14 protein-coding genes are annotated in these 24,398 nt (G+C 71.6%); 7 read left to right on the top strand and 7 right to left on the bottom strand.

The genetic code is table 11. The annotated features are described in order from the left end of the window. The first annotated feature begins 181 nt into the window (after positions 1 to 181). Positions 182 to 1,135 (top strand): helix-turn-helix domain-containing protein, encoded by a 954-nt coding sequence (locus WMF29_RS42975; RefSeq protein ID WP_437325844.1) that lies wholly within the window; start codon positions 182 to 184, stop codon positions 1,133 to 1,135. 35 nt (positions 1,136 to 1,170) lie between these two features. Here WMF29_RS42975 and WMF29_RS42970 read toward each other — a convergent pair whose 3' ends face one another. Next, on the bottom strand, positions 1,171 to 1,383 hold the full coding sequence (locus WMF29_RS42970; protein ID WP_437325843.1) for a hypothetical protein: 213 nt from the start codon (positions 1,381 to 1,383) through the stop codon (positions 1,171 to 1,173). Positions 1,384 to 1,480: 97 nt separating this feature from the next. Then, the gene (locus WMF29_RS42965; protein ID WP_437325842.1) at positions 1,481 to 3,403 is read right to left on the bottom strand and encodes a methionine--tRNA ligase; all 1,923 of its coding nucleotides are present in this window, start codon (positions 3,401 to 3,403) and stop codon (positions 1,481 to 1,483) included. A gap of 832 nt (positions 3,404 to 4,235) precedes the next feature. Here WMF29_RS42965 and WMF29_RS42960 point away from each other — a divergent pair. Together WMF29_RS42960 and WMF29_RS42955 are read left to right on the top strand one after the other, a co-directional pair. Further along, positions 4,236 to 5,759, top strand: a complete 1,524-nt coding sequence (locus tag WMF29_RS42960) for a serine/threonine-protein kinase (protein WP_437325841.1) — start codon at positions 4,236 to 4,238, stop codon at positions 5,757 to 5,759. Between the two features lie 264 nt (positions 5,760 to 6,023). Next, positions 6,024 to 7,313 carry an Hsp70 family protein gene (locus WMF29_RS42955; RefSeq protein WP_437325840.1) on the top strand — a complete coding sequence of 430 codons (1,290 nt, stop codon included), beginning with the start codon at positions 6,024 to 6,026 and terminating at the stop codon, positions 7,311 to 7,313. 1,310 nt (positions 7,314 to 8,623) lie between these two features. On the opposite strand, the gene WMF29_RS42950 is transcribed toward WMF29_RS42955, so the two are convergent. Then, positions 8,624 to 9,919 (bottom strand): metallophosphoesterase, encoded by a 1,296-nt coding sequence (locus tag WMF29_RS42950; RefSeq protein ID WP_437325839.1) that lies wholly within the window; start codon positions 9,917 to 9,919, stop codon positions 8,624 to 8,626. Positions 9,920 to 10,719: 800 nt separating this feature from the next. Between WMF29_RS42950 and WMF29_RS42945 the strand changes: the two genes are divergently transcribed. Continuing rightward, on the top strand, positions 10,720 to 12,111 hold the full coding sequence (locus tag WMF29_RS42945; RefSeq protein WP_437325838.1) for a glycoside hydrolase family 6 protein: 1,392 nt from the start codon (positions 10,720 to 10,722) through the stop codon (positions 12,109 to 12,111). A 295-nt stretch (positions 12,112 to 12,406) separates the two neighbouring features. Beyond that, complete coding sequence (locus WMF29_RS42940) at positions 12,407 to 13,336, top strand: LysR family transcriptional regulator (RefSeq protein WP_437325837.1); 930 nt, start codon at positions 12,407 to 12,409, stop codon at positions 13,334 to 13,336. Between the two features lie 90 nt (positions 13,337 to 13,426). Here WMF29_RS42940 and WMF29_RS42935 read toward each other — a convergent pair whose 3' ends face one another. Both WMF29_RS42935 and WMF29_RS42930 read right to left on the bottom strand, forming a co-directional pair. After that, the gene (locus WMF29_RS42935) at positions 13,427 to 14,506 is read right to left on the bottom strand and encodes a hypothetical protein (RefSeq protein ID WP_437325836.1); all 1,080 of its coding nucleotides are present in this window, start codon (positions 14,504 to 14,506) and stop codon (positions 13,427 to 13,429) included. 94 nt (positions 14,507 to 14,600) lie between these two features. Further along, entirely contained in the window at positions 14,601 to 15,284 is a 684-nt protein-coding gene (locus WMF29_RS42930) for a DsbA family protein (protein ID WP_437325835.1), read from the bottom strand. 398 nt (positions 15,285 to 15,682) lie between these two features. On the opposite strand from WMF29_RS42930, the gene WMF29_RS42925 reads away from it, so the two are divergent. Further along, complete coding sequence (locus WMF29_RS42925; protein ID WP_437325834.1) at positions 15,683 to 18,625, top strand: Eco57I restriction-modification methylase domain-containing protein; 2,943 nt, start codon at positions 15,683 to 15,685, stop codon at positions 18,623 to 18,625. A 76-nt stretch (positions 18,626 to 18,701) separates the two neighbouring features. Here WMF29_RS42925 and WMF29_RS42920 read toward each other — a convergent pair whose 3' ends face one another. Then, positions 18,702 to 19,172: a response regulator gene (locus WMF29_RS42920; RefSeq protein WP_437325833.1), complete on the bottom strand. Its 471-nt coding sequence runs from the start codon at positions 19,170 to 19,172 to the stop codon at positions 18,702 to 18,704. Between the two features lie 468 nt (positions 19,173 to 19,640). After that, positions 19,641 to 21,962, bottom strand: coding sequence for an SdrD B-like domain-containing protein (locus WMF29_RS42915; protein ID WP_437325832.1), 2,322 nt, complete (start codon positions 21,960 to 21,962; stop codon positions 19,641 to 19,643). Between the two features lie 850 nt (positions 21,963 to 22,812). Here WMF29_RS42915 and WMF29_RS42910 point away from each other — a divergent pair. Continuing rightward, positions 22,813 to 24,210, top strand: a complete 1,398-nt coding sequence (locus WMF29_RS42910; RefSeq protein WP_437325831.1) for a hypothetical protein — start codon at positions 22,813 to 22,815, stop codon at positions 24,208 to 24,210. The last annotated feature ends 188 nt before the right edge of the window (positions 24,211 to 24,398 follow it).

The raw sequence follows: 24,398 nt of genomic DNA, 5'->3' as shown, positions 1-24,398 counted from the left end.
CAGTGGGTCGGAGCGGCCGCCGGCGGGGCGCGCCCGGAGGGGGCGATCCGGGCTCGCCTGCTGCTCCGTCACGACCCCTGGAACCCTAGGACGGGGCTGGGAGGCCGGCTCGGACGACAGCGCACAACGATTCGACTCGGAGTGCAGCCGTGGGGCTGTCCGCGTGGTAACGTCGAGGCGCATGTTCGCTTCTTTCACTACAGACGCCGTTCCGGAGAAGGAGCGCGCGGAGTATTGGCAGGAGATGGCGGGCCGGGTGTTCCTGGGGCTGCGCACCGAGCGGCGCGGACGTGGTCCGTTCTTCGGCATGCTCGAGGGGCGCGGGGCCGGGTCGCTGTGGGTCACCCGGCTTCATTCGTCGGCGCAGGGGGTCTTCCGCGGGGAGCCCGAGATCGCGCGCGCGTCGCGCGAGTGCTTCTTCGTCGCGATGCAGCTCGCCGGGTTATGCACGCTGCGCCAGGGGCGCGAGGTCCGCCAGGCCGAGCCGGGCGACATCGAGCTGCTCGATGGCACTCGTCCTGGCGAGCTGTCGTTTGAGACCGACTACGAGCGGATCGTCGTGTCCGTCCCCTACGACCTCTTGCGACCGAGGCTGACGGGCATCGACCGGGCGGTCGGCAATGTTGTCAGGGGCCGACAAGGGGTCGGAGCGCTTGTGTCGAGCTACATGCGCGCCTTCGCGCAGAACGTCCTGCCCGAGCCTGTCACGGGGTCGGCCTCCGACATCCTCATCGAGCTGCTTGCGCTCGCGTGCAACGCGCCGGAGGCCGGCGCGAGCTCCGATGGCGCGTCCGTGCGTGAAGCCCGGCGCCACGCGCTGAAGCGGTACGTGGAGCGCAACCTCGCCGACCCGTCGCTGAGCCCGGCGACCGTGGCCGCGCGCTGCGGCATGTCGACGCGCTACCTTCACGGGTTGTTCGCCGAGAGCGGCGAAACGTTCATGCGCTGGGTCCTGTCGCGGCGGCTCTCGCGATGCCGCGACGCCCTCGTCGATTCGGCGCTGCGAGCGCGCGGCATCGCCGATATCGCCTTCGCCTGGGGCTTCCACGACGTGTCGCATTTCGGGCGCGCCTTCAAGGCGGCGTTCGGGATGACGCCGCGCGACTGGCGGCGTGTCGGGCGAGCGTCCGGCTGATTCGGCGCCCGCCTCGTGCGCTGCATGGCGGAGGATCAGCTGTCAGGCGAGCCCTGCTCCGCGAAGCCGACAGGGGCCCGCGGCTCTTTGTTGCCGGTGGTGCGCGCGATGTCCACGCGCGCGGCCTCGTCTTTCCCCGTGTCGCGGCACGCCAGCACCACCGTCGCGCCGCGCTGCGCCAGCCCGCGCGCCGTCTCCTTGCCGATTCTCGTGTTGCCGCCGGTGACGACGCAGACCTTCCCGTTCATGTCGTTCTCGCTGTCACGATCCACACGGCGCCGCCCATGCGCACGGCTACCACCCGTCATCGACCGGTCTTTCTGGCGGGATTTCTGACTCGCGGAGCTACTCCTCCGGTACCGGCGCGAAGTAGACCTGCTTGGGACCGATGGCGTGCCCGGCGGGGATGGGGGTCCCGAGCTCATCGAGGCGGAAGACGTCCGGCGGGAGTCGGAGCGACTCCCGCAGCCGATCCATCGTGGCCGGGACGAACGGGTAGAGCATGATCATCAGGTTCTTGAGCACGTAGAACGAGGAGAAGAGCGCGTCGCGCCGGCCCTGCTCCGGGTGCCGGTCGTCGTGCGGCTTGAACTGCGCGAAGAGGCTGTTGATGACGCGCGCGTAGTTCTCGATCTCGAAGAGCAGCGTCGGGTAGTCGGCGCGATCCATCGCGCGCACGTAGCGCTGGACGATGCGGACGGTATCCGAGGCGACCTTGTCGAGCAGCGCCCCCTCGGGCACGCGCCCATCGAATTTCGAGTGCGCCGCCGAGATCGGCCGCTCGAACGCCGCGTTGAGCGGCCCGGCGAGGAACCGGTTGCGCTCGTCGAGCTTGGCGAAATCGAAGTTCGACGGCTTCTCCGCGAGGCCGAGCAGCGCCAGGTAATAACGGATCTGGTCCGCTGAATACCCCTTCTCGTCGAGGAGCTGATCGGCGGTGAAGAAGTTCCCGCGCGACTTGCTCATCTTGTCGCCCCCGACGAGCAGGTGGAAGCAGCCGAGGACGTCGGTGAGCTGCAGCTCGCCGGGCGCCGGCAGCCGGCGCGGATCGGCCTGCGCGCCGAGCCACATCGCGCCCTGCATGAGCACGTAGAAGAAGACGTTATCCTGGCCGAGGAACTGGTAGATCCTGGCCTCCGGATCGCACCAGAAGTCCACGTACCGGGCCGGATCGACGCCCCTCCGGGCGAGCGCGACCTGCGAGAACGCGATGGGCGCGATCAGCGAGTCGGGCCATACATAGAGCGTCTTGCCGGCGAGCTCGGGATCGAGATCCACCGGCAAGGAGAGCCCCCAGGCGACGTCGCGGGTGATGGCGCGGTGAGCCCAGTCCTCGACGGGCTCGCTGGGGACGCCGTGGCGCGCCAGGGCGGCGCGCGCCTCCTCCATCTCCGGCTTGCTGCCGAGCTGCAGCAGGACCTTGCGATCCTGCGTGAACTTCGCCTTGTGCTTCGGCAGCGACGCCTTGATCTCCTTGTACGTCGGGGCCAGGTCGGCCTCGAAGCGGAGCGAAGGCATCACGGTGTTCAGCACGTCCGCGAGCACCGCCGGGCGCCACGCGCCCTGCTTGCCCTGGATCCAGCCCCGGAGCGTCTCGGACACGGCCCACATGTCGAGCCACCAGTGCGCGGTGTCGCGCATCACCGGCGTGGCGTTGCTGAGCGCGCTCCGCGGACTGCCGAGCTGCGAGGGCGAGTGCTGGTGACCGCAGCGATCGCACTCGTCGCTGTACGCGTCTCCATTGTCGCACTTCGGGTTGGGGCAGCGCCCGCGCACGAAGCGGTCGGGGAGGAAGCACTGGAGCTCCGGATCGAACCACTGGCTGCTCGTGCGCTTCTCCAGCAGGCCGTTCCCGTGCAGGCGCCTCAGGAAGCGGTGCGCGAGCTCCTGCTGAATCGGGAAGCACTCCGGCCGCGAGGTCCCCGAGTAGACGTCGAGATCGATGTCATACCGCCGGAGGCTCGCGCGCTGCTTCTCATGGATGCCGTCGATGAACTCGCGTATCGGCACCCCGGCCTGCCGCGCCGCGATCTGGCTGGCGGAGCCGTGATCATCGGTGCCGCAGACGAAGAGGACGTTCTCGCGGCCGATGACCAGGCCCAGCCACCGCGCGTGGATGTCCGCAGGGACGTGCGCCCCCGCGAGGTGCCCAAGGTGCAACATCCCGTTGGCGTAGGGCATGCCTGCGGTGACGACCGCCCGCCTGGGCCTGCGAACCTGGCGAAGGACCGAGGCGACGTCGGTCGGGGCGCCGTGATAAGATGCCATCGAAGCTCGCTATACCCCAGCGAGCCCATCAGCACAACGCTCGCGCCTCAAGCTTCCTTCGTCGTATCATGAGCCGCGAAGCCGCGCCCGCAGCGGGCTCGGGCCCTGCCTGAGCTCCGAGGTGGCCTGCTCCTGAAGCATCCCCGCGAATGGTCCGGGAGAATTCACAGGGAGGCGGAGAGGCGGAGAGAAGGGAAATAAACTCCCATGAATCTCCCCGTCTCCCCGCCTCCCTGTTCAATATTTCTCTAAAAATGCCGATGAAATGAGGGATCTGTCAGGCCCTGCTCGATACCCGTCCTCCGTGTCGCGATTCCACTCCTCGCCGGCGCGAACGGACGTCGTGGGGTCAGGTGTCCACCGGTGTCGGCGATCCAGGGTGCCCCCAGGAGGACAGGAGGGAGGCCATTGAAGACTTCCGCTTTCACGGCGATCAGGCACGCTCGGATCACGCGCACATCGCGGCCCGTGTCGCGGGGCCACGGGGCTCCGGCGGTCGCTCGCCGGTCTGGGACCACCCGCCCATCGGCGCAGCCAGCGAAGGCGACAGCTCCCCACGGGTGGGCATCGACGCGACGAGGCCGGGCCAGGAGGGCCGTCTCTCCATGCCCGCGTGACACCGGAACGCGCCGCGGACGCCGCCAGGGCGCCGCGCGGCCGCCGGCGGGGCTCTCCGGCGTCGCCCTGCGTCAGTCGAGGCGGGGCCGATCCGTCGCGCCCGGAACCCGCTTCTCGTCTAGACTCGCCGTCGATGGCCGACCTAGCCAGGCAAGCCGCCCCGGACCAGGCACGGCAGCAGGTACCCCCGGAGAGGCCCACCCGACGCTGTCCCGTGTGCGGCGTCCGGTACCCGCTCGACTTCCTCGTCTGCCCCATCGACGCGACGGCCCTGGAGCTCCAGGGCGTGACCGCGAGCGACCCGATGGTCGGCGAGCTGCTCGCGGGGAGCTTCTGCATCACCGGCGTGATCGGCGCGGGCGGCATGGGCCGCGTCTACGTCGCCGAGCACATCCGCCTGCCGAAGCGCTTCGCCGTCAAGGTGCCGCACGAGCACTTCGCCAGCCACCGGGAGGCGATGGCGCGCTTCGAGCGCGAGGCGCAGACGATCGCGCGCGTCGGCAACGAGCACGTGATCGACGTCGTCGATATCGTCCGCCTCAAGGACGGGCGCCCGTGCATGGTGACCGAGCTGCTCAAGGGCGAGGACCTCGGCGGCCTCCTCGACCAGGTCGGCAAGCTGCCGCTCCCCACCGCCATCACGATCTCGCGCCAGGTCTGCCGCGGCCTGGCCGCGGCCCACGCGACCGGCGTCGTCCACCGCGACCTCAAGCCGTCGAACCTGTTCCTCGTCCGGCGCGAAGGGGGCAGCGTCCACGTGAAGATCCTCGATTTCGGGGTCGCCAAGGTGCTCGACGGCGCCGACCTCACGCGCACCGGCTCGGTGGTCGGCACGCCCCAGTACATGGCGCCGGAGCAGGCGCGCGGCTCGGCCGACGTCGACTCGCGCGCGGACATCTACGCGGTCGGCGCCGTGCTGTACCGCATGCTGACCGGCGAGCGGCCCTTCCCCGAGGAGGAGCCGACGCGGACCATGCTCCGCCTGCTCACCGAGGATCCTCGGCGCCCGCGCGACATCGACAAGACGATCCCCGAGGGGCTCGAGGCGCTGATCCAGCGCGCCATGGCCCGGGCGCGCGAGGACCGGCCGCCGTCCGCCCAGGAGCTCGATCGCCTGCTCGCGGACTTCGATCTGCAGGATCCGCTCGCGCCCTCGCGCGCGCTCGGCGTGGGCGTCGCGGTGACCGAGGGCGCCCCGAACGACGAGCGGGCCACGGTCGTCATCCCGAACGCCCAGGGCCAGAGCGCGGACGACGTGACGCGCAAGGCGCGGCGCGCTCGCCCCCTCGCGTCGCTGCTGTCCATCGCCGTGAGCCTCGCCGCGGGCGCGGCCGTCTTCACCAGCGCGGCGATGGTCCTCCGCAGGGTCTACGGCATCACCGAGCGGCGGGCGCTCAGCCAGAGCGAGGTCCTCCTCGCCGCGGGCGCCGCGGGAGCGCTGGCCTTCATCGCCTTCGTCGCCACGCTCCGCGTCCTCGTCGGCCGCTGGCGGAGCGCGCCGGCCATGGAGCGCCTCGGCAACGGCCTCCTCGGCGCGCTCGTGTGGCTGTTCGTCTCGTGCGGCGCCCTCGCGCTCGGCGCCGCCGCCTACAACGCGTTCGCGCTGCCGATCCCCGCCCTGGGCCTCGATCCGGCCGACTGGCTCGGCTGGATCGACGTCGGCGTGATCGCCCTGCCGACGCTGATCGCGCTCGTCGTGCTCACCGTGGCGCTGCGGCGCGTGACCCGCGTGTCGTAGAGCGGCGGTCACCCGCTTCGGATACGGGCCCACCTCGACGTTTTCGGTGCTCAGCGCACAGGAGTGCGCTTCCGCGCCGAAAACGCCGATCTGGGCCCGTCTCCTGTGCGGGAGACCGCCGCTCTGCGTCGCGTGTGTCAGAGCGGTAAATTCTGCTCATCCCGCGAGCCCGTCAGCATTTTCGCATGCATTCGATAGCTTGTAAATAGTGGCTATGTGCGCCAGATCCGCGTCTCGCGAAGCACCCCACGAGGAGGCGAGATCATGTCCGCACGATTCAGGCCCGAGGTGTATGCCGTCGATTTCGGTACCTCCAACTCGCTGCTCTCGGCGGCCAGCGCGGAGGCGACCTGCCCGCCCATCCCGCTCGACGCCGCGGCGGCCGATCCCACCGTCCTCCGGAGCCTCTTGTTCTTCGGGCAGGAGCGGTTCTCCTGCGGCGCGGCGGCGATCAGCGACTTCGTCGCGAACGGCATGCAGGGCCGCTTCATCCGCTCGATCAAGAAATACCTCCCCGATCGCAGCTTCTCCGGCACGCAGATCGGGCACCGGGTCGTGACCATCGAGGACCTGATCGGCCGCTTCCTCCGGCAGATGCGCGAGCAGGCGAACCGCCACTTCGACGCCGACGTCGCGCGGGTCGTGCTGGGCAGGCCGGCGAAGTTCTCGGCCGATCCGGCGGACGATCGCCTCGCCGAGGAGCGCCTCGAGCGGGCGGCGCGCATCGCCGGCTTCCGCGAGGTCTCCTTCTGCCCCGAGCCGGTCGCCGCCGCGCACGACTTCCACCTGGAGCTCGATCGCGGGGCCGTCGTCCTCGTCGCCGATTTCGGCGGCGGGACGTCCGATTACACGATCGTCCGGATGCGGCCGGAGGGGTTCTCGCCGTCCGACGTGCTGTCGCTCGGCGGCGTCTCGGTCGCGGGGGACGCGCTCGACGGCAGCCTCATGCGCCACAAGATCGCCCGCCACTTCGGCGCGGAGGTCACCTACCGCGTCCCGCTCGGCTCGAACCAGCTGACCATGCCGCGATCGATCGCCGAGAAGCTCTGCTCACCGGCCGACATGACGGTGCTCCAGCACCGCGACGTCCTCGCCTTCCTCCGCGACGTGAAGGCGTGGTCCCTCGGGCCCGAGGATCGGCAGCGCATGGACAACCTGCTCTGCCTCGTGGAGGACTCGCTGGCATTCCGGCTCTTCGAGGAGATCGAGCGCAGCAAGTGCGCGCTGTCCGGAGAGGCGGCCACGGAGTTCCGCTTCGATTACCCGTCGATGCACATCCGCGAGCGCGTCGCCCGGGAGGAGTTCGAGGCCGGGAGCGAGCGGCAGATCGACGCGATCCTCGGCGCGCTCGACCGGACGGTGGCGGACGCGGGCCTGTCGTTCGACGACATCGACGTCGTGTGCTGCACGGGCGGGACCGCCAGGGTGCCGGCGCTCCGGCGCGGCATCGAGCGGCGCTTCGGCGAGGGAAAGGTGAGGCAGCTGCGGAGCTTCCACTCCGTCGTCCAGGGGCTGGCCGAGCGCGCGCGCAGCATCGCCGCCGCGTCCTGCTGAGCGGGCGCCGGCCTTGCCGGTCGGCGCGGCCTTGCCCGTGGTTGGCGCGGCCTTGCCGGTCGGCGCGGCCTTGCCCGTGGTTGGCGCGGCCTTGCCGGTCGGCGCGGCCCCGTCCGTGGTCGGCGCGGCCTTGCCGGTCGACGCGGCCCCGTCCGCAGGCGACGCGGCCCCGCCGTCGAGCCAGCGGGGATCGCCCTCGACGACCCACGGGTACGCCTCGTGGAGCGCGCGTTCCATCAGGCCGCCGTAGCTGTGGCCGGCCCCCACGGCGTGGACGACGCGCGCCGTGACGCCGCCGCGCTCGAGCACTTCCCGCGTCCTGCGCGCCTGCGCCGCGCAGTCGGCCCGGCCGCACGCGAGGAGCACGCGCGCCCCGCCGCCGCCGTGAAAGCGCCGGGCGGCGCCGGGCGTCCACTCGTCGAAGCTGCCGTAGCCACCCTCGATCAGCGCCGCTCGCGCGAAGCGGGCGGGATGCCCGGGCAAGAGCAGCGCGCCCATGATCGCCCCCTGCGAGTACCCCGCATAGATCGGGTCGCGGAGATCCACCCGATCCCCGAAGCGCGCCGACAGCGCCGAGACCGCCGCCGCGACCTCGCGGCTCAGCGCGTGATGGTCCGGGTAATAGAAGATCCGCCCGGCGTCCGGCGCCCGGACGTCGATCGGCTTGCCGCGCGGGCAGAGCACGAACCCGGCCCCTCTCACGATCCCGCGCCAGATGTCGCAGTGCCATTCGGGCCGATCGCCCGCGCCGTGCGCGACCACGAGCAGGGGCCGCGGCCCCACGCCTCGCGGCGTCACGACCACCGCGGGGCCGAAGTCCGGGACCTCGAGCTCGATGAGCTCGGGCTCGTCCGCGGGCGGCGGAGGCGCCGGCGCGGGCTGAGGCGCGCTCTCCGGCCGACGCCCGCGCTCCTGCGGGGCGGCGGGCGGATCGCTGCGGCCGACACGGCCGAGAGGAGCGGCGAGCGGCGCTGGCGCGCACCCCTCGGCGCCGATCGCGAGCGCGATCCCGAGGAGGAGCGCCCGCCGGGGGCCCGAGGCCGTCGGCGCGCGCTGACGTGCCGCGCGCATCGCGCGTGGTGCACGCCTCTCAGGCATCGCGCGTGTCGTACGGGTCGCACGTGTTGCGCTCATCGCACATCGGAGGGTGAACACCCTCAGCACGGGAATCAAGGATCCGAGAACATGCCTGTCCCGGAGACGCTCGAGTGCCCGGGAGCTCGCGGGGGCCTTCTGCAGCTCGGCACCGAGCTCGGCCGTCTGCTCGCCGGCGCCATGCGAGCTCGACGGGGACGGCGTCGGGCGTGACGTCAGGCGGCGACGAGGACGATACGGCTCACCTCGGGCGGCGCTCCGACGCGGGCGGGCGGTCCGGCGGTGCCAAAGCCGCGGTTGACGTAGAGATGCGAACTGCCACGCTGGTAGAGCCCGGCGACGTAGCCGTGGGGGAGCAGCAGCTCGGCGGGCCGCACGAGGAGGTTGATCTGGCCTCCGTGGGTGTGGCCGCTGAGCTGCAGGGCCACCTCGCCGGCCGCCTCCGGGAAGAACACGGGGTTGTGGCAGAGCAGCACGCGCGGCAGATCGCGGGGCACGTCCGCGAGCGCACGGCCGAGGTCCGGACCGCCGCCGGGGACCCGCCCCCGCGCCCACACGTCGTCGACGCCGAGCAGCGCGAAGGCGCCGCCGGGCCCACCCACGACGCACCCGCGGTTGCTGAGCACGCGCGCGCCGCCGCGCTCCAGCGCGCCCAGCGCCGCGTCGATGCCGGCGAAGTGGTCGTGGTTGCCCGGGATCGCCGCGACGCCATGCCGGGCGAGCGGGCCGAGCCTCCGCGTGAGGCGCCCCAGGTGCTCGGCGTACCTCGGATCGAAATCGACGAGATCACCCGTCATCACGACGAGATCGCCGCGGGCCTCGCGCACGAGATCCTCGGCGGCGCGCATCTCCGGCTCGCCGACGAACAGCCCGAGGTGGATGTCGGACAGCTGCACGATGGTGAACCCGTCCAGGCTCCGCGGCAGGCCCGGTATCGGGATAGCGACCTCTTCGATTGTGTAGTCGTGTCGCCCGAGCAGCGCGCCATACACCGCGCTGCCGCCGCCGATGAGGAAGGCGGAGCCAGCGGCCCCGGTCGCGAGGAAGTCGCGGCGGGCGAGCGCCGGCAGCTCTACCGGCGGCGGGAGCGGCAGGGCCGCGGGGCCGCCTTCCTCTCGCGCTGCTCCCTCCTCGAGGCGAGGCGTCGCGCCGGCAGGGCGGCTGGTCCCGCCTTCCGCGGGTCCGGCCGCCGTCGCGCGCCGGAGCGCGGCGCCCCCGAGCCGGGCGATCAGCCGGCCGAGGTCCACGACGGCGAGCAGGACCGCGGAGATCAGGACGCCGAGCGAGAGCGTGCTGCCGGCGAGCCCCATCCCGCGGAGCACCCCGTCGGGCAGCGCGCCGCGCCCGAGCCGCGCGAAGATCATGGCGATGATGCCGGCGGCCAGCAGGCACGCGAGCGCGCGCCGGGCGCGCACACCCAGGCCGAGCAGCCCGGATGCGCGCCGATGCACATACAGGCCCAGGACGCTGAGGACGAGGGCGAGGATCAGCGAGACGACAGCGATGCGCATGGGAGGCTCTGCACGAAAGGGGGGACGGAAGCCTAACCGATCGGCGACGACCGGCCAGAAAGCGCTCCGTGACGGCCGGGTGACGCCGACGCGCTGCGACGGATCGAGCGACACGAGCGAGGCGCGGACGTGGCGTGCGATCCTGCTCGCTGTCACGTCATGAGCGCCCGGCTTCGAAGCGGTCCACGCGCAGGCCGCGGGCGAGCGGCGCACTCCGCCCCTCGACCCCCGGACGCGCGATGGCGCCATGCGTCGCCATCGCGCATGACGCCTGGCGCAGAGCGCCGAGCAGCCTTGGTGTGCGTTATCGCTCGGAGAGGCGGAGTTCGTCGTCGTCGGCAACCTTGGAAATAGAACTGAAACCCTTCTATCGGTCTGCCGTGTCACACTGCCGTGTCACATCCGGGCGCAGCCGTGCTCGCAACTGTGGAGTCGCGGTGATTGCGCGTTGCGTTGAGTGGATGAGCGGAGGGCGCTCGCCCCCGCCGCCGGTGCGTTCTCCCCTTGCAGAACCGCTGCAGCTGCTCGCGGCTGGCCGCGCGGAGGAGCCACGTGGGACGCGCGTCGAGGGGGGTCGGCCGTTTCAGCGTCCGTGGAAAAATACCTACATGGCGCACTATTAACGCAGCCGCGCTGGCGTGGGATAGCCGTCGTTTGTCCTTGCCCGAGAGATGCCTTTGGTCTAAATTCGGCCCGCTATTTGACGCGTTGAATTGGCCTGGTTTCTTCGTTGAAGTAATGAAAGGCTTAATATGCTGAGAAGGAATGCGCATCAGCTGGGGTTGGCAACGTCGGTTGCGGTGATCCTTGCGCTCACGGCGTGCGGCGGGGACGGCGGGAGCGGTGACACGAACGGGACGGGCGGGGGCGGCAACACCAGCGGCGTGGGCGCGGGCACCCCGACGAGCAGCGGCGTGGGCGCGGGCACCCCGACGAGCACCGGCAACGTCGACCCGACGACGACGAGCACCGGCAACGTCGATCCGACGACGACGAGCACCGGCAACGTCGATCCGACGACGACGAGCACCGGCAACGTCGATCCGACGACCAGCGCGGCTTCGGGCGGCGGCAACTGCTCTCCTGCGGTCGACATCGCGGCGCCGAATGGCAACCCGTTCGCGGGCGCGCACCTGTTCGTGGACCCCGGTTACGTGGCCAAGGTCGACTCGTCGATCGCGAAGGTCACGGACGCGGCCCTGAAGGCGAAGATGGAGAAGGTCAAGGAGATCCAGACCGCGTTCTGGCTCGACAGGATCGAGGCGATCAAGGAGCTCCCGGCCTACCTCGACGCGGCGCTCAAGCTCCAGAACGAGCTCTGTGAGCCGGTCACTGCGCTCATCGTCGTGTACGACCTTCCGAACCGCGATTGCTTCGCCGAGGCGTCGAACGGCGAGCTCCAGCTCGCTCAGAACGGCACCCAGCGGTACAAAGAAGAGTACATCGCCCCGATCAAGCAGATCCTCGCCGCTCACTCGGGGCAGCGCATCGCCGCGGTCATCGAGCCCGACTCGCTCCCCAACATCGCGACGAACCTGGGCGGGAAGCGATGCGACGAGACGACGGCGCAGTCCTACCGGGACAACGTCGCGCACGCGCTCAAGGAGCTCAATATGCCGCACGTGTACCAGTACATCGATGCGGCGCACTCGGGCTGGCTCGGCTGGCCTGACAACCAGAAGAAGGGCGCCCAGATCTTCGCCGAGGTCATCAAGGCCGCCGGCAGCCCGGCCAGCGTCCGCGGCTTCGCGACCAACGTCGCGAACTACACCCAGCTCAGCTACAGCTCGGAGAGCTACGATCAGCAGAGCAATCCCTGCTACGGCGAGTTCGACTACGTCGATGCCATGGCCTCGGCGCTCGCGGCCGAGGGCCTCGGCGACAAGCACTTCATCATCGACACGAGCCGCAACGGCGTCGGCAACATCCGGGCGGACTGGGGCTACTGGTGCAACAACAAGGGCGCCGGCATGGGCGAGCGGCCCAAGGCCAACCCGGGTGGCGCGACGAACCTCGACGCCTTCGTGTGGGTCAAGCCGCCGGGTGACTCCGACGGCGTGGGCCAGGAGGGTCAGCCGCGCTACGACCTGTTCTGCGGCAAGGAGAACGCGGACACGCGCGCGCCGCAGGCGGGGCAGTGGTTCCACGAGTATTTCGTGGAGTGCGTGAAGAACGCCAAGCCGGCGCTTTGACAGGCGGGTAGGCCTGCTCCAGGCTGTGACGAGCGCGCTCGGCTGAGCGCGCGGCCGGCGGCCGGGGCAGGCGAGGAGCGTGAGAAAAAGGGGTCTACCTTCCCGCGGACGATGCGGGCCCGCTGGAGGGTAGACCCCTTGGGAAAACGCTCCTCGCCTGTCCTGGCCGCCGCGCCGCTTTCAGGGACATCACCAGCGCAGAGGGGCCGCGGCCTCCGGCGGGCGCACGCACGCGCCCACCCACTTACCCTGCGACCGCACCGCGCCGCGGCGGGCCGTGGCATGGTGATGCGCGGTGCACGACTCCATCACGCTCGAACAGCTGCGCACGTTCATCGCGGTCGCCGATGAGGGCAGCTTCTCGGCCGCGGCCAGGAAGCTCCGGCGTGTCCAGTCGGCCGTGAGCCACGCGATGGCCAACCTGGAGAGCCAGCTCGGGGTCGCCCTCTGGGACCGGTCGACGAGGATCCCGGCGCTCACGGAGCACGGCCGCGTCCTGCTCGGCGCCGCGCGGCGGGTGTGCGCCGACGCCGACGCGCTCAGCAGCACCGCGCAGCGGCTCGCCGGCGGCCTCGACCCGCTCGTCTCGCTGTGCGTCGATGCCGTCTTTCCGCTGTCCGCGCTCGTCGATCTCTGCGTCGAGTTCGCGCGCGTCTACCCCACCGTGGAGCTCGTCGTCCACACCGAGACCATGGCCGCCGTCGCCGATCGCGTCCTCGACGGCACATGCCAGCTCGGGGTCGTGGGGCCGACGGCGACGGCCCAGGGGCTCGAGCGCCAGCACCTCACCTCGGTGCGCATGGTGCCTGTCGTCGGCAAGACACACCCGCTCGCCGCAGCAGGGCCGCGCGGCGCGCGCGTCGCGACCGAGCAGCTGCGCGAGCACGTGCAGATCGTGCTGAGCGAGCGCGGCGGAGCGCGCTCGCCGGAGCAGGCCGTCCTGTCCCCCCGCACCTGGCGCGTCGTGGATCTCCAGACCAAGCGAGAGCTCCTGTGCGCGGGGCTCGGCTGGGGGAACCTGCCAGAGCACATGATCCGCGACGACCTCAACGCCGGGCGCCTGGTCCGCCTCTGGCCGGCGGCGTGGGGGGACGACGAGCACGTCCTGCCGCTCGCCGTGGTCCACAGGCCGGGCCTCGTGCAGGGGCCCGCGGGGCAATGGGTGCTGAAGCGCCTCGTCGAGCTCTGCCGCCAGCACGTGGGGGGCCCGGAGGCGCCGCGGTGACCTGAAATCGAGCGGGATCGAGCAGGGAGAGCGGCCAGGGCGTCCATCGACGCTCGCGCTCGCACGGGGCTCCCGGAGCCGGCGCGGGCTTCAGAGCGACAGCCGCGACAGCAGCTCGTTCACGCGGAGCGCGGCCGCCACGCTCCCGATGTCGTGCGCGTAGTCCATGGCCGCGAACAGGTGGGTCTGCTCGAGATCGAGGCGCTCCGGAGAGCGCTCGAGGAGCGCCACGTAGTGATCGAAGAAGCGGCGCTGATCCATCTGCGTGCGCTTCAACACGGCGTGGCGCACCGTCGCGTGCAGCGCGAAGCGGCCCGCGAACGGCTCCTGCACCAGCCGGAAGCGGCGCAGCGAGGCCAGCGCGTCGCCGGCGCGCCGTCCGGCCCGCGCGAGCTCGGCGAGGGAGCCCTCGTCGATGTGGTCGCCGTTCGAGTGCGCGAGCACCGCGAGCATCCGCCGCGCCGCCGGCGAGAGCCCGCGGAAAGCCCACGCGACGAGCAGGCCGACCTCGGGGAGGTCGTCCTCGTGATCGATGACCTGCACGCGGTCGACGCCGCCCGCCACGAGCCACCGGTGGAGCTCGGCGACGTCGGCCGCGCCGCTCTCGACGATCGCGTCGGCGAGCTCCAGGGAGACCGGGTTCCAGCGGAGCAGGCGGGTCAGCGAGGCGACCGCAGGGAAGGGGCTCCGCCCGGAGGTCACGAGCGGCGCGATGACCGGAAAGATGGAGACGCCGGCCACGAGGCAGCGCCGCGCCGTGATGACCCAGGTCACCGCCTCGTCGCGGAGGCCGTCGAGCAGCTCGGCGACGGCGCGGTCGTGCTCGTGGTTGTCGAGCACGATGAGCATCTCCCCGAGCGCCCGCAGGCGGCTCCGCAGCGCAGGCAGCGATGGCGACGGCCCTGCCCCGAAGCGGAGCGACAGCATGCCGCGCAGCGTGCGCGCGTCCCATGCGCCGACCCGGAACCAGTGGATCCCGCCGGGGAGCTCGCGCGCGAGCTTGTGCCCGAGCGCGCACGCGAGCGTCGACTTGCCGCTGCCGCCGGTGCCGACGAGCGCGACGCGGGTCGGGCGCGACGCGCGGACCGTCGCCACGAGCGTCGCGAGCTCGCGGCGACGGCCGCGCAGCGAGGGGGGGCGGGGAGGGAACACGAGCGGCGATGCGGTCATCCCCGCGCGAGCGTACCAAAAAGCGCGCGATGCGCCGGTGCCCGTCGCGGCGGCCGCGGCGGTTCACCCGCGTCATCGCGGCGGTCGCGGCGGTTCACCCGGGCGGCTGCGGCTCGAGCATGATCTCCTCGATCGCGCGGGAGATCGGCTCCGGCGACATCGAAGTGAGGCGGAGCCGGCGGGGCTCCTGCCCCTTCCGGATCAGGAACAGCGCCGGCACGCCCCGGACCTGGAGCGCCACCGCCTCGGCCCGCGCGGCCTCGAGCTGCTTCACGACCTCCGGGCTGTCGCGCTGCGCCATCGCTCGATCGGCGTCCACGCCGGGCACCTCGGAGGCGACGCGCAACAGGAGCTCGTCCGTGATCGCCGGGCGCTCGCGCTCCTGGAGCCGGAAGAAGCGGTCGACGAAATCGAAGAGCCGATCCTGCATCCCGACCGCGGCAGCCATGCGCGCAGCCTGCACGGAGCTCGGACCGAGGAACGCGAGATTCCGGAATACGAGCTTCACCTGCTTCGTCCTCACATGGCGTTCGAGGATCACCGGCAAGATTTCGAGCCCGTAATCCCGGCAATGCGAGCAGCGCAGATCCGAGAACTCCACCAGCGTGATCGGCGCGTCCGGGTCCCCGAGGACGATGCCGTCCTGGGGAATGCCGGAATAGAGGTCAATCCCGCCGGCGACCGCGCCGGTGGGCTCCTGCGCAGGGTCCTCGCTCGCGCCGTGGCACGCCGAGATCCCGAGCAGGAGCGCGGCGAGCAGGGCGCCGCGCCGCGCCACGGAGCCAGCGCGTGAATTGCGTGAATGAGCGAGTGCGTATCGTTCGAACAGCTCAGGATTCATTCTTGAGCATGCGGCACGAACCATACCTCCATGGGGCCGCGTGCCAGAGATGCTTTCACGAGGATCTCGGTAAACCGTGCTGGGTGAGGACCTCCGGGCGAGGAAGGACTCCTCTCCAGCGCGCCGCGCGGCTCGAGGAGCGGCACGGGCAAGCGCCGAGAGCGCCGGAAGGGGTCGGGACATGGAGGTCTCCTCTCGGCGTTCGTCCCGCCGTGGCGGTCCGCGCGGCGCCAAGGCCGGCCGCGGGCCGCGCGGACCGCCACGACGGGGCGCGACGCCGCGCCGGGGCGCTTGCCTGCACCCGGTCTCATCCGCAATGCTGTTGCGGAACCTGCGTGTCCTCGGAATGCCCTCAGCTCAGCGCCGCCCTGGGCCGCGACCGTGAACGGGGCGGCGCCCTCGCCCCGCGCGGCGCCGCGAGGGGAACGGGCGCGTCCCTCGACGGATCCGGGCCGTCCGCCGACGGCGTGGCGCGGCAGCTCCGGGACCGGGCGCAGGGCGCGCTCGGCGAGGTCCTCCGCGGCTTTCAGGCGGCGGATACGCAGGGCGGCGACGTCGCGTGCGCCGGCTCCGCCGAAGGGCGGCGGCGCCTCCGCGCCGGCCTCGTGTCCGCGTTGATGCGGCTCATCTTCCTCCTCTACGCCGAGGCGCGCGGCCTGCTCGCCGGCGTGGAAGGCGGCGGCGCGCCGCTCGCTCGGCTCTTCGAGGATCTCCAGGAAGAACGGCGACGGCAGGGAGACGACCTCGAGCGCCGCCACGGCGCGTGGGCGAGGATCGCGGCGCTCTTCCGCGCGCTCCGCGATCGCGGTCCCGGGGGCGCGCGCGGCGGCCTCTGCGATCCGGACGCCCATCCCTTCCTGGAGGGGAGACCGTGGCTCAGCGACGGCGCGCTCCACCGGGTGCTCTCGGCGCTCCTCGCGCACGACGGCGTGCCGCTGCGCTACGGCGAGCTCGAGGTCGAGCACCTCGGCACGCTTTACGAGGGCCTGATCGCCTTGGACCTCGAGATCGCCGAGGGCGAGTCGATGGCGCTCTTGCCGTCGCACATCGTCGTCGATCTGGAGGCGCTCCTCGCCCTCCCCGGCCGTGACCGGCTCGCGCGGCTCGAGGAGGCGGCGGACCTGAAGCTCGGCGCGCGGCCGGCAGCGCGCGTCGCCGCGGCCGGAAGCGTGGCCGAGCTGTCGCAGGCGCTCGCGCGACGCGCGTCCCCGCGGCACCCGGACCGGATCGCGCGGGGCGCGCTCTACCTGCAGCCGGGGCAGCTCCGGCGGCGCGCGGGCTCGTACTACACGCCGCGGGAGATCACGTCGCACGTCGTCGAGCGCACGCTGTCGCCGCTGCTCGACAGGAACGGCCGGCCGGCGGCGCCCGCGGATGTCCTCGCGCTCGCCGTGTGCGATCCAGCGATGGGGTCCGGCGCGTTCCTGGTGGAGGCATGCCGCCAGCTCGCCGCGCGCCTCGTCGAGGCGTGGCAGAGCGCCGGCGCGGCGCCGCCGCTCGCGCGCGACGAGCCGCCGCAGCCGCCGCTCGCTCGCGCGATGGCGCTCGTGGCGGAGCGCTGTCTGCACGGCGTCGACCTCGACCCGCTCGCGGTCGACCTCGCCAGGCTATCGCTGTGGCTCGTCGTGCAGGAGGCGCGCCTCCCGCTGAGCTTCCTCGACGGCAAGCTCCGCTGCGGCGATAGCCTCATCGGCGCCGAGCGCGCGGAGGTCGGCGGCTTCCCGGCCGCCGCGAAGCTGCCCGGCGGCAGCGGGGAGCGGCAAACACGGCGGGCCCTTCTGCGGCAGGCTCCTCTTCCCCCGCGGCCGGAGGGCGCGACGCCGGAGGGCGCCGAGGGAGCGCCCCGCGGTGGGCCGGAGGGCGCCGAGGGAGCGCCCCGCGGTGGGCCGGAGGGCGCCGAGGGAGCGCCCCGCGGTGGGCCAGAGGGCGCCGAGCGAGCGCTCGGCGATGGGCCCGAGGGGGCGGACCAGGCGGCGCTCGACGCCTGGATGGCCCTGTGGTTCTGGCCGCCGGCGGGCGAGCTCGCGGCCCTGGCGCCGGAGCCTGCCACGTTCGCGCGCTACATGGCCGCCGCGCGCGAGCCGGCCGATCCGCGGGCGGCGCTGTCGCGGCGCATCGCCGAGGAGCGCCGGTTCCTGCACTGGGAGCTCGCGTTCCCCTGCGTCTTCGATCGCCCCGAGCCGGGCTTCGACGCCGTGATCGGCAATCCGCCGTGGGTCGCGTACGTCGGCCGCGCGGCGCAGCCGATCGCGCCCGAGGTCTTCCACCTCCATCTCCGGAGGAACCCGGCGTTCCACGGTTACCGCTCGCTGCACGGCCTGTTCGTGCACCGGGCCGCATCGCTGCTGCGGCCGGGCGGGCGGCTCGGCCTCGTCATCCCCACGTCGGTGTCGGATCTCGATGGATACGGCCCGACGCGGCGCGCGCACGACGCGCTCTGCGCCGTGGACTCCGACCTTCCGAGCTTCGGCAGCGGCGCCTTCGACGGCGTGTTCCAGCCGTGCATGGGCCTCCTCTCGACCCGCCTCGCCCCCGCCGCCCCGCGGGCGGCTGCGATCGCCTCGTGGCCGCTCGCGCGTTCGGATCTCGACGTCGTGTCCCGCCGGCTCCTCGAGCGGCTCGGCGCGCTGCCCCCGCTGCCGGCGGCCCTGTTCGGCGAGCGCGGGTTCCAGACGACGGCCGAGGACGCCGAGCGCATCCGGCGCGCGGACGCCCCGGAGCCGCCGTATACCTGCCCCATCCGGGAGGGCGCCGACGTGGGCGAGCTCGTCGCGCGCGCTCCGCGCCACCACGTCGATCGCGCCGGCGTGAAGGGCCGCTTCCGGAAGGACGAGGACTGGAAGGCGGTGCGGCTGCTCATCCGCCAGACCGCCCGCTATCCGATCGCCGCGCTGAGCGACGGCCTCCCGTTCCGCAACTCGATCCTGGCCGGCTTCTCCGACGCCACCTGGAGCGAGTTCGCGCTGCTCTGTTATCTCAACTCCTCTCCTGTCCGCTGGTGGCATTACACCCGTCACCGGGACGCGCGCGAGGGCATGCCGCAGGTGAAGATCGCGCACCTGCGCGCGATCCCTGCGCCCCCGCCGGCGGGAGCCGCCCTGATCGCGGCGCTCGACGCGCTCGGACGGGAGCTCGGCCCAGCGAACGCGGGCCTGCCAGCCGACGCCCGGCGCCACCTGGACGGCACGGTGGCGAGCATGCTCGAGATGACCGAGGAGGAGCGGGGCTGTGTCGCGCGCTGGGCGGCGGCGACCCCGCTCCCGCGGCCGGACGGCTGAGCGGCGGCCCCGGCGCGCGCAGGCGCGACCCCTCGTCCAGTCCTCGTCAGTCCTCGTCAGTCCACGTCAGTCCTCGTCAGTAACCGCCGTCGAAGCCGGGCGCGTCCTTCAGGTTGAACAGGACGCTGCGGAGGTCGTCCAGATCGAACGGCTTCTCGAAGACGGCCGAGGCGCCCAGGCTGCGTGCGGCTGCGTGGAGGTGCGGGTGGCCGAACGCGGTGATCAGGATGACCGGCGGCCGCCGCCTCACCTCGGCGAGGCCCTCCAGGATCTCCATCCCTGAGAAGCAGGGCATCTGGATATCGCTGACGATCGCGTCGATCGGCTTCGGGGGCTCGTTCCCACCGAGGCAGGGCGCCACCTTGTCGAGCAGCTCGAGGCCGTTTCGCGCCTCGGACACCTCGAACCCGTCGCTGCGGAGCGCCATGGCGATCGTGGACCGGAAGTCATCGTCGTCTTCGGCCAGGACGATATGCTGACCTTTGCCGAACAAGCCGCAAGGCGGGACCAGGGGCTTATCGCCAATCCAGCTTTCCGTCAGGTTCATGGCAACTTCTCCTTCTTCTGGCCCGCCAACGCTGTGTCGTTGGACCGTTTACCGCGGTCCTCGGAGCTCAGCCCCGCAGGATTTGCAGCGCCCGTGCCATGCTGTCCTGCCTTGCGGTGGAGCGGCCTCGACGGGTTCGACCCCGCTCCTTGGCGGGGCGCTGTTCGAGGCGTAGGCGGCGCCGGCGGGGGCTCCCTTCGGGGCGGCAGGGGCAATTTGCCGCAGAAGGGGCAGATCACGCCCATACGGGGGCATAGGGTGTCCACGCGCGTCGAGGAACGTTCCGTCCTGAGTACGAGGTGGCCATCCCCGCCAGGCGCGGCGAGGAGGAGGCGGCGTTGGGCGGAGGGGAGGCTGGAAGGGGGAGGGGAGGCGGGGGAGGGGGGAGGAGGCTGGGCCAGCGTCGGCGGCTCTCCAGGCTGGTCGCTTGGAGCGGGCGCTGGCCCCGGGGGCGCTCGCGACTATGTCTCAGCGGCCGCAGCCGCGGTCATGGTCGCGATCGTTGCGGTTGTCCTCGCAGTCAAGGTCGTCGCGGTGGGGGGCGCAGAGATAGCCGTTGTTGTACTTGTCGAGTCTCTCGGCCAGGGGCTCGCCGGTCGCCCAGGGCGCGTTCCTGCTGCAGTTGTCCTTCACGTTGCTGCCGAGCGGGTACTTCTTGAGCCAGGCGTCGGCCTTGGCGATGGTGTCCTCGATGCAGCTCGACTGGTTGCCGATACCGACGTTGAGCTTGGCGACGATGAGGTGCTTCGCGATGATGTAGGTGACGTCGCCCCGCGTCGGACGGCTGATGATATCGAGCAGCTGGGACTTCGTGTACGTCTTGCCGCCGATGGTCAGCTTCGTGATCTTCCAGGCGTTCGGGTGGTTCTTCCAGTAACCGGGGGAGCCGGTGCCGGGGGAAGAGCACTTGCAGACGCCGCAGTCGGCGGCGCAGCTCGAGCAGTTCTCGACGCCCGCCTTGCACACCCCATCGCCGCAGACCGGCGGGCAGGCGCCGCAGTCGCCGGCGCAGTTCGAGCAGGTCTCACCGACCGCGCAGACCTTGTCGCCGCAGACCGGCGGGCAGATGCCGCAGTCGCTCGGGCACTCGAGGCAGTTCTCGCCGGCCTCGCACCTGTCGTTGCCGCAGACCGCGGGGCAAGCGCCGCAATCGCCGGTGCAGTTCGAGCAGTCCTCGCCGTTCTCGCAGACGTTGTTGCCGCAGACCGCGGGGCAGGCGCCGCAGTCGTCCGAGCAGGAGCCGCAGTCCTCGCCGGCCTCGCAGGTGCCGTTGCCGCAGACCGGCGGGCAGGTGCCGCAGTCGGCCGCGCAGGTGCTGCAGCTCTCGCTGCCGTTGCAGGTGCCGTCGCCGCAGGCGGGCGGGCAGACGTCGCAGTCGGCGCTGCAGCTGCCGCAGTCCTCGCCGATCTCGCAGGTGCCGTTGCCGCACTGGGGCGGGCAGACGCCGCAGTCGACAGCGCAGCTGGAACAGCTCTCGTCGCCGCCGCAGACGCCGTTGCCGCAGGAGAGCCGGTAGCCGAAGTCCGCGTCGAGGAGGTCTTGTGCCCAGCCGAGCGAGACCACGCCCACGTTGTCGAGCCCGCCGTCGGGGTCGGCCGTCGGCTCCTGCCCGGCGAGCGGACCGCTCGTCATGAAGTTGTCGGGCGTGATGACCACCGAGTAGGTGCCCGCCGGGAGCGTGTCGAAGAGGTAGAAGCCGGGCTGGCCGGTGTAGGGGCTCGTGCCGGTGATGGTGAAGTCGATCAGCTGGGCCCCCTGGAACAGCTCGACACGGACGCCGTTGACGCCGAGCTCGCCGGTCTCCGGCTCGTAGAGCCCGTCGGCGTCGCTGTCGAGCCAGACCGTGTCGCCGATCGACGAGTAGGTCACGTAGCCGAAGTCGGCGTTGGCCACGTTCTCACCCGGATCGAGGGACACGCCGAACGGCTCGTCATCGCTGGTCAGGAGGTGGCCGAGCGGGAGCGTCGCGTCGTCGACATCGACGACGTAACAGCCCGCCTCGAGCTCGGTGAATCGGTAGACGCCGTTCGCGCCGGTCACGGTACTCTGGAGCGCGGCGCCGTCGGCGACGCCGTCACAGTTCGCGTCGCCGAAGAGGTCGACGACGACGTCAGAGATGCCGAGCTCGGAGGCGTCCTCGATGCCGTCCGCGTTCGCGTCGAACCACACCTTGTCGCCGATCGAGCCCTTCGGCGCGGTGTAACAGACCTCGAGGATGGGGCGGTAACCCATGTCGGTGTGGGCGCTGCCCTTGTACGACGTCTTCCCGCTGGTGCCCTCCTCGAGGAGGATCCCGTAGCTCGGCGCCGTCCCATTCACCCAGTTCTGCACGATCCCGGTGAGGTCGACCGAGCTCCACCCGGTGACGTTGGGCACGAACGAGGTGAACGCGGCGGGGTCCATGCCGCCGAAGTTGTTCCACGTGACGAGCTCCTCGCTCCAGGGGGCGAGCACCTGGTGGACGTACACGGTCTTCGCGGTGCTCGTGTACGTCAGGGCGTAGAACTTGGCCGACGTGACGAGAGAGCCGGCGGGGATGGGGCTCAGATCGAAGCGGAACAGGGCGCGCTTCTCTCCGACCGAGCTGGAGTACCCGGTGTTGACCTCGAAGGGGGACGGGACGTGGTAGCTCGGGGCGAGGCTCCATATCTCGGCGTTGTAGATGTCGCCCAGGGTTCCCCGCTTGATCACGGTGCACGTGGGAGACGGAGCGGCGGTGTTGGCGAGGCTGGTGGCGGTGATGAACAGCGTGGCGAGGGCGGCAGAAGATGCGATTGCGAACTGCTTCATTGGTAGCTCCTTGAGGTCCTCACGGGTGAACCATTGATGGAGCGCCATCCGAATAGCAGGCACCATGACACACGGGTCAGGCGAGGTCGGTTTCGCGGGCTCCGGTCGGAATGAGCCCCGCGGGCTGATCAGGATCGGATCAAGTACGCGGGTGCTTTTGCTTCGATCGGAGAGCGGATGCGCAAGGGGACAGTGTTCAAGTTAGCAACTCAGAGATGAAAGTGTCCAGATCTTTTTGGCGATAGACGCGAGAAAGTTATCGAGTTGTGCGGTGACAATTTTGGGTCGTGCGGTGACGCTTTTGGTCTTCTCGCGGCTGCTCGCCGTTTGCTCGCCGTTTGCGGCGACGAGCGCCGTCTGGCGCATCGAGTTCGATGGCCAGAACACTCGCCAGCTCGACGGTCGGTGCGCAAGCTCGCGGTTCGCGGGGGCTCTGGGCGTGCGGCGGCGTTCGGCGGCGCTGAGCAGCCCTCTCTGACCCTTCGCAGGGGTCGAGGGACGAACAGGATCGGATCAGGTACGCGGGAGTGCCTGACGAGATTTGATGCAGAACGCACACAGGACCATTTTTAAAGATAACGAGTCTTTGCTTTGCCTGTCTAGATCCTTTTTCGGGGCGTGAGCATTTTGTGTGGCGTGGCTCTTGGTTTCGGGTACGGGTGGGCCCGGGCGTTGCTTGTCACGCGGCGCTCGTTAGGCGGAGCGAGCAGGCTGCGTCGCGGTTCGCTGCGATCATCTGGCGTCAGTTACATCCCGCACATCCCGCACATCCCGCACATCCCGCGCCGCGCGGGCGGCGCTCCAGGCCCGCCGGCTGCCGCCCGCGCGCGGGCGCTGCTACGGTTCGGCTGTGCGACGCCCGCTGCTCGCCTCGTCCGCCCTGTTCCACGCGCTTCGCCTCGCGTCGCTCGCGTCCATCGTCCTCGCCGTCCCCCGCGCGAGCGCCGCGCAGGACCTGCCGACGCTGAGCGGGTCCTGGACGGCGAGCGCTCTCACGGAACAGTGGTCGGTCGCCGCCTGGGGGCAGGCGTGCGGGCCCAGGCCACGCCCGCAAGGCGCCCCGGGCGGCGCCGTGCAGATCCAGCAGCACGGCTCGGAGCTCTCGATCTCGGGCGCCGGACGGTCGTGGAGCACCGCCGAGTGCTGGGAGCAGATGCCCGGGCTCGCGCGGAGCAAGCACTCGGCCTCCGGCAACGCGCGCTCCTGGCAGACCCGCTGCACGACGCCGGCCAGCGACCCCCGCCGGGCCGTGGTCACCACCACGACGCAGGCGACCGACGCCAGCATCAACATGGTGGAGACCGGGCAGTACCAGTTCATCATCCAGGACACGACCTGCAGCGCGTCCGTGACGAGGACGCGGACCTACACGCTCGTCCGGCGCGAGGGCGAGGCGCCCCCCGCGGCGAGCGCTCCGCCGGTGGCGAGCGCTCCGCCGCCGGTGGCGTCCGCGGCGCCCGCTGCAGCCGAGAAGAAGCCCGCGGCCTCGCGCACCTGCGACGCCCCCGGTGAGCCGGCGCGCCTCGAGGTCACGCCGTCGCGCAAGCTCATGCGGCCGGGCGAACGCTTTCAGTTCCGCGCGCTGGTCATGGATGCGGAGGGGTGCGCGCTCCCGACGAGGCCCACGTGGTCGATCGCGCCGGGGCCGCTCGCGTCCGCCGCGACCGTCGACGCGACAGGCGCCCTCTCGCTCGGCGCCGGCGCGGGCGAGGGGGCGCTCGGCCTCGTCGCGTCCGTCGCCGGAAAGGGGGTGACCGTCGCGATCGAGGTGACGAGCCCCGATCGTTACGACGCGCTCCTCGCGACGAGCGGCCTCAACGAGGCGGGTGAGAGCGAGCAGGCCGCCGTCGTGGTGATCGCGGCCGGCACCATCGGCGGGCGCACGACCTCGGGCGAGGACCTGGGACGCCAGCGCAAGAACCTGTTCGTGGCCATCGTGGGTGGGGTCGCGGCCTGCCTCGGATTTGCCGGGTTGATCCTGCTCCGCCGAGGCCGGCGGCGGACAGGAGGCGAGGTGGAAGACCCGGCCTCCATGGCCGGTGCCGCCGGCGAGCACGACAGCGCAGGCGCCGAGGGAACCCCGGCGCCCGCGGAGGCCTCGCTCGCGGGCGTCGCAGGGCCAGCCGCGGCGCCGGTCAGGCCGACGCTGCGGGCTCGTGGAAAGATCTGCCCAACCTGCGGCGACCGCTATCCGAGCGAGGCGATGTTCTGCGGGAAAGACGGCACGCAGCTGCTCCTGCTCAATTGATCGCGCCACACTGCGCGCTGCGGCCGCGCGGGGACGTGGACGCGCGCTGCGTCATCGGGCGGCGCTGCGCCGGCGCGATCATAAAAGAAGTCGCCGCCTTGATCGGCCTCGCGCCGTCCCGCTATTCTGCGTCGACCGACCGGGCCGCGTGAACGTGCGCGTGTGTGGTCGTTGAACCCATGCCCGCA

Origin of the sequence: Sorangium sp. So ce381 (assembly GCF_051473845.1) — a bacterium.
GTDB lineage: Bacteria > Myxococcota_A > Polyangia > Polyangiales > Polyangiaceae > Sorangium > Sorangium atrum.
The sequence above is the reverse complement of the archived record's forward strand: the minus strand, read 5'-3'. Positions and strand labels throughout refer to the sequence as shown.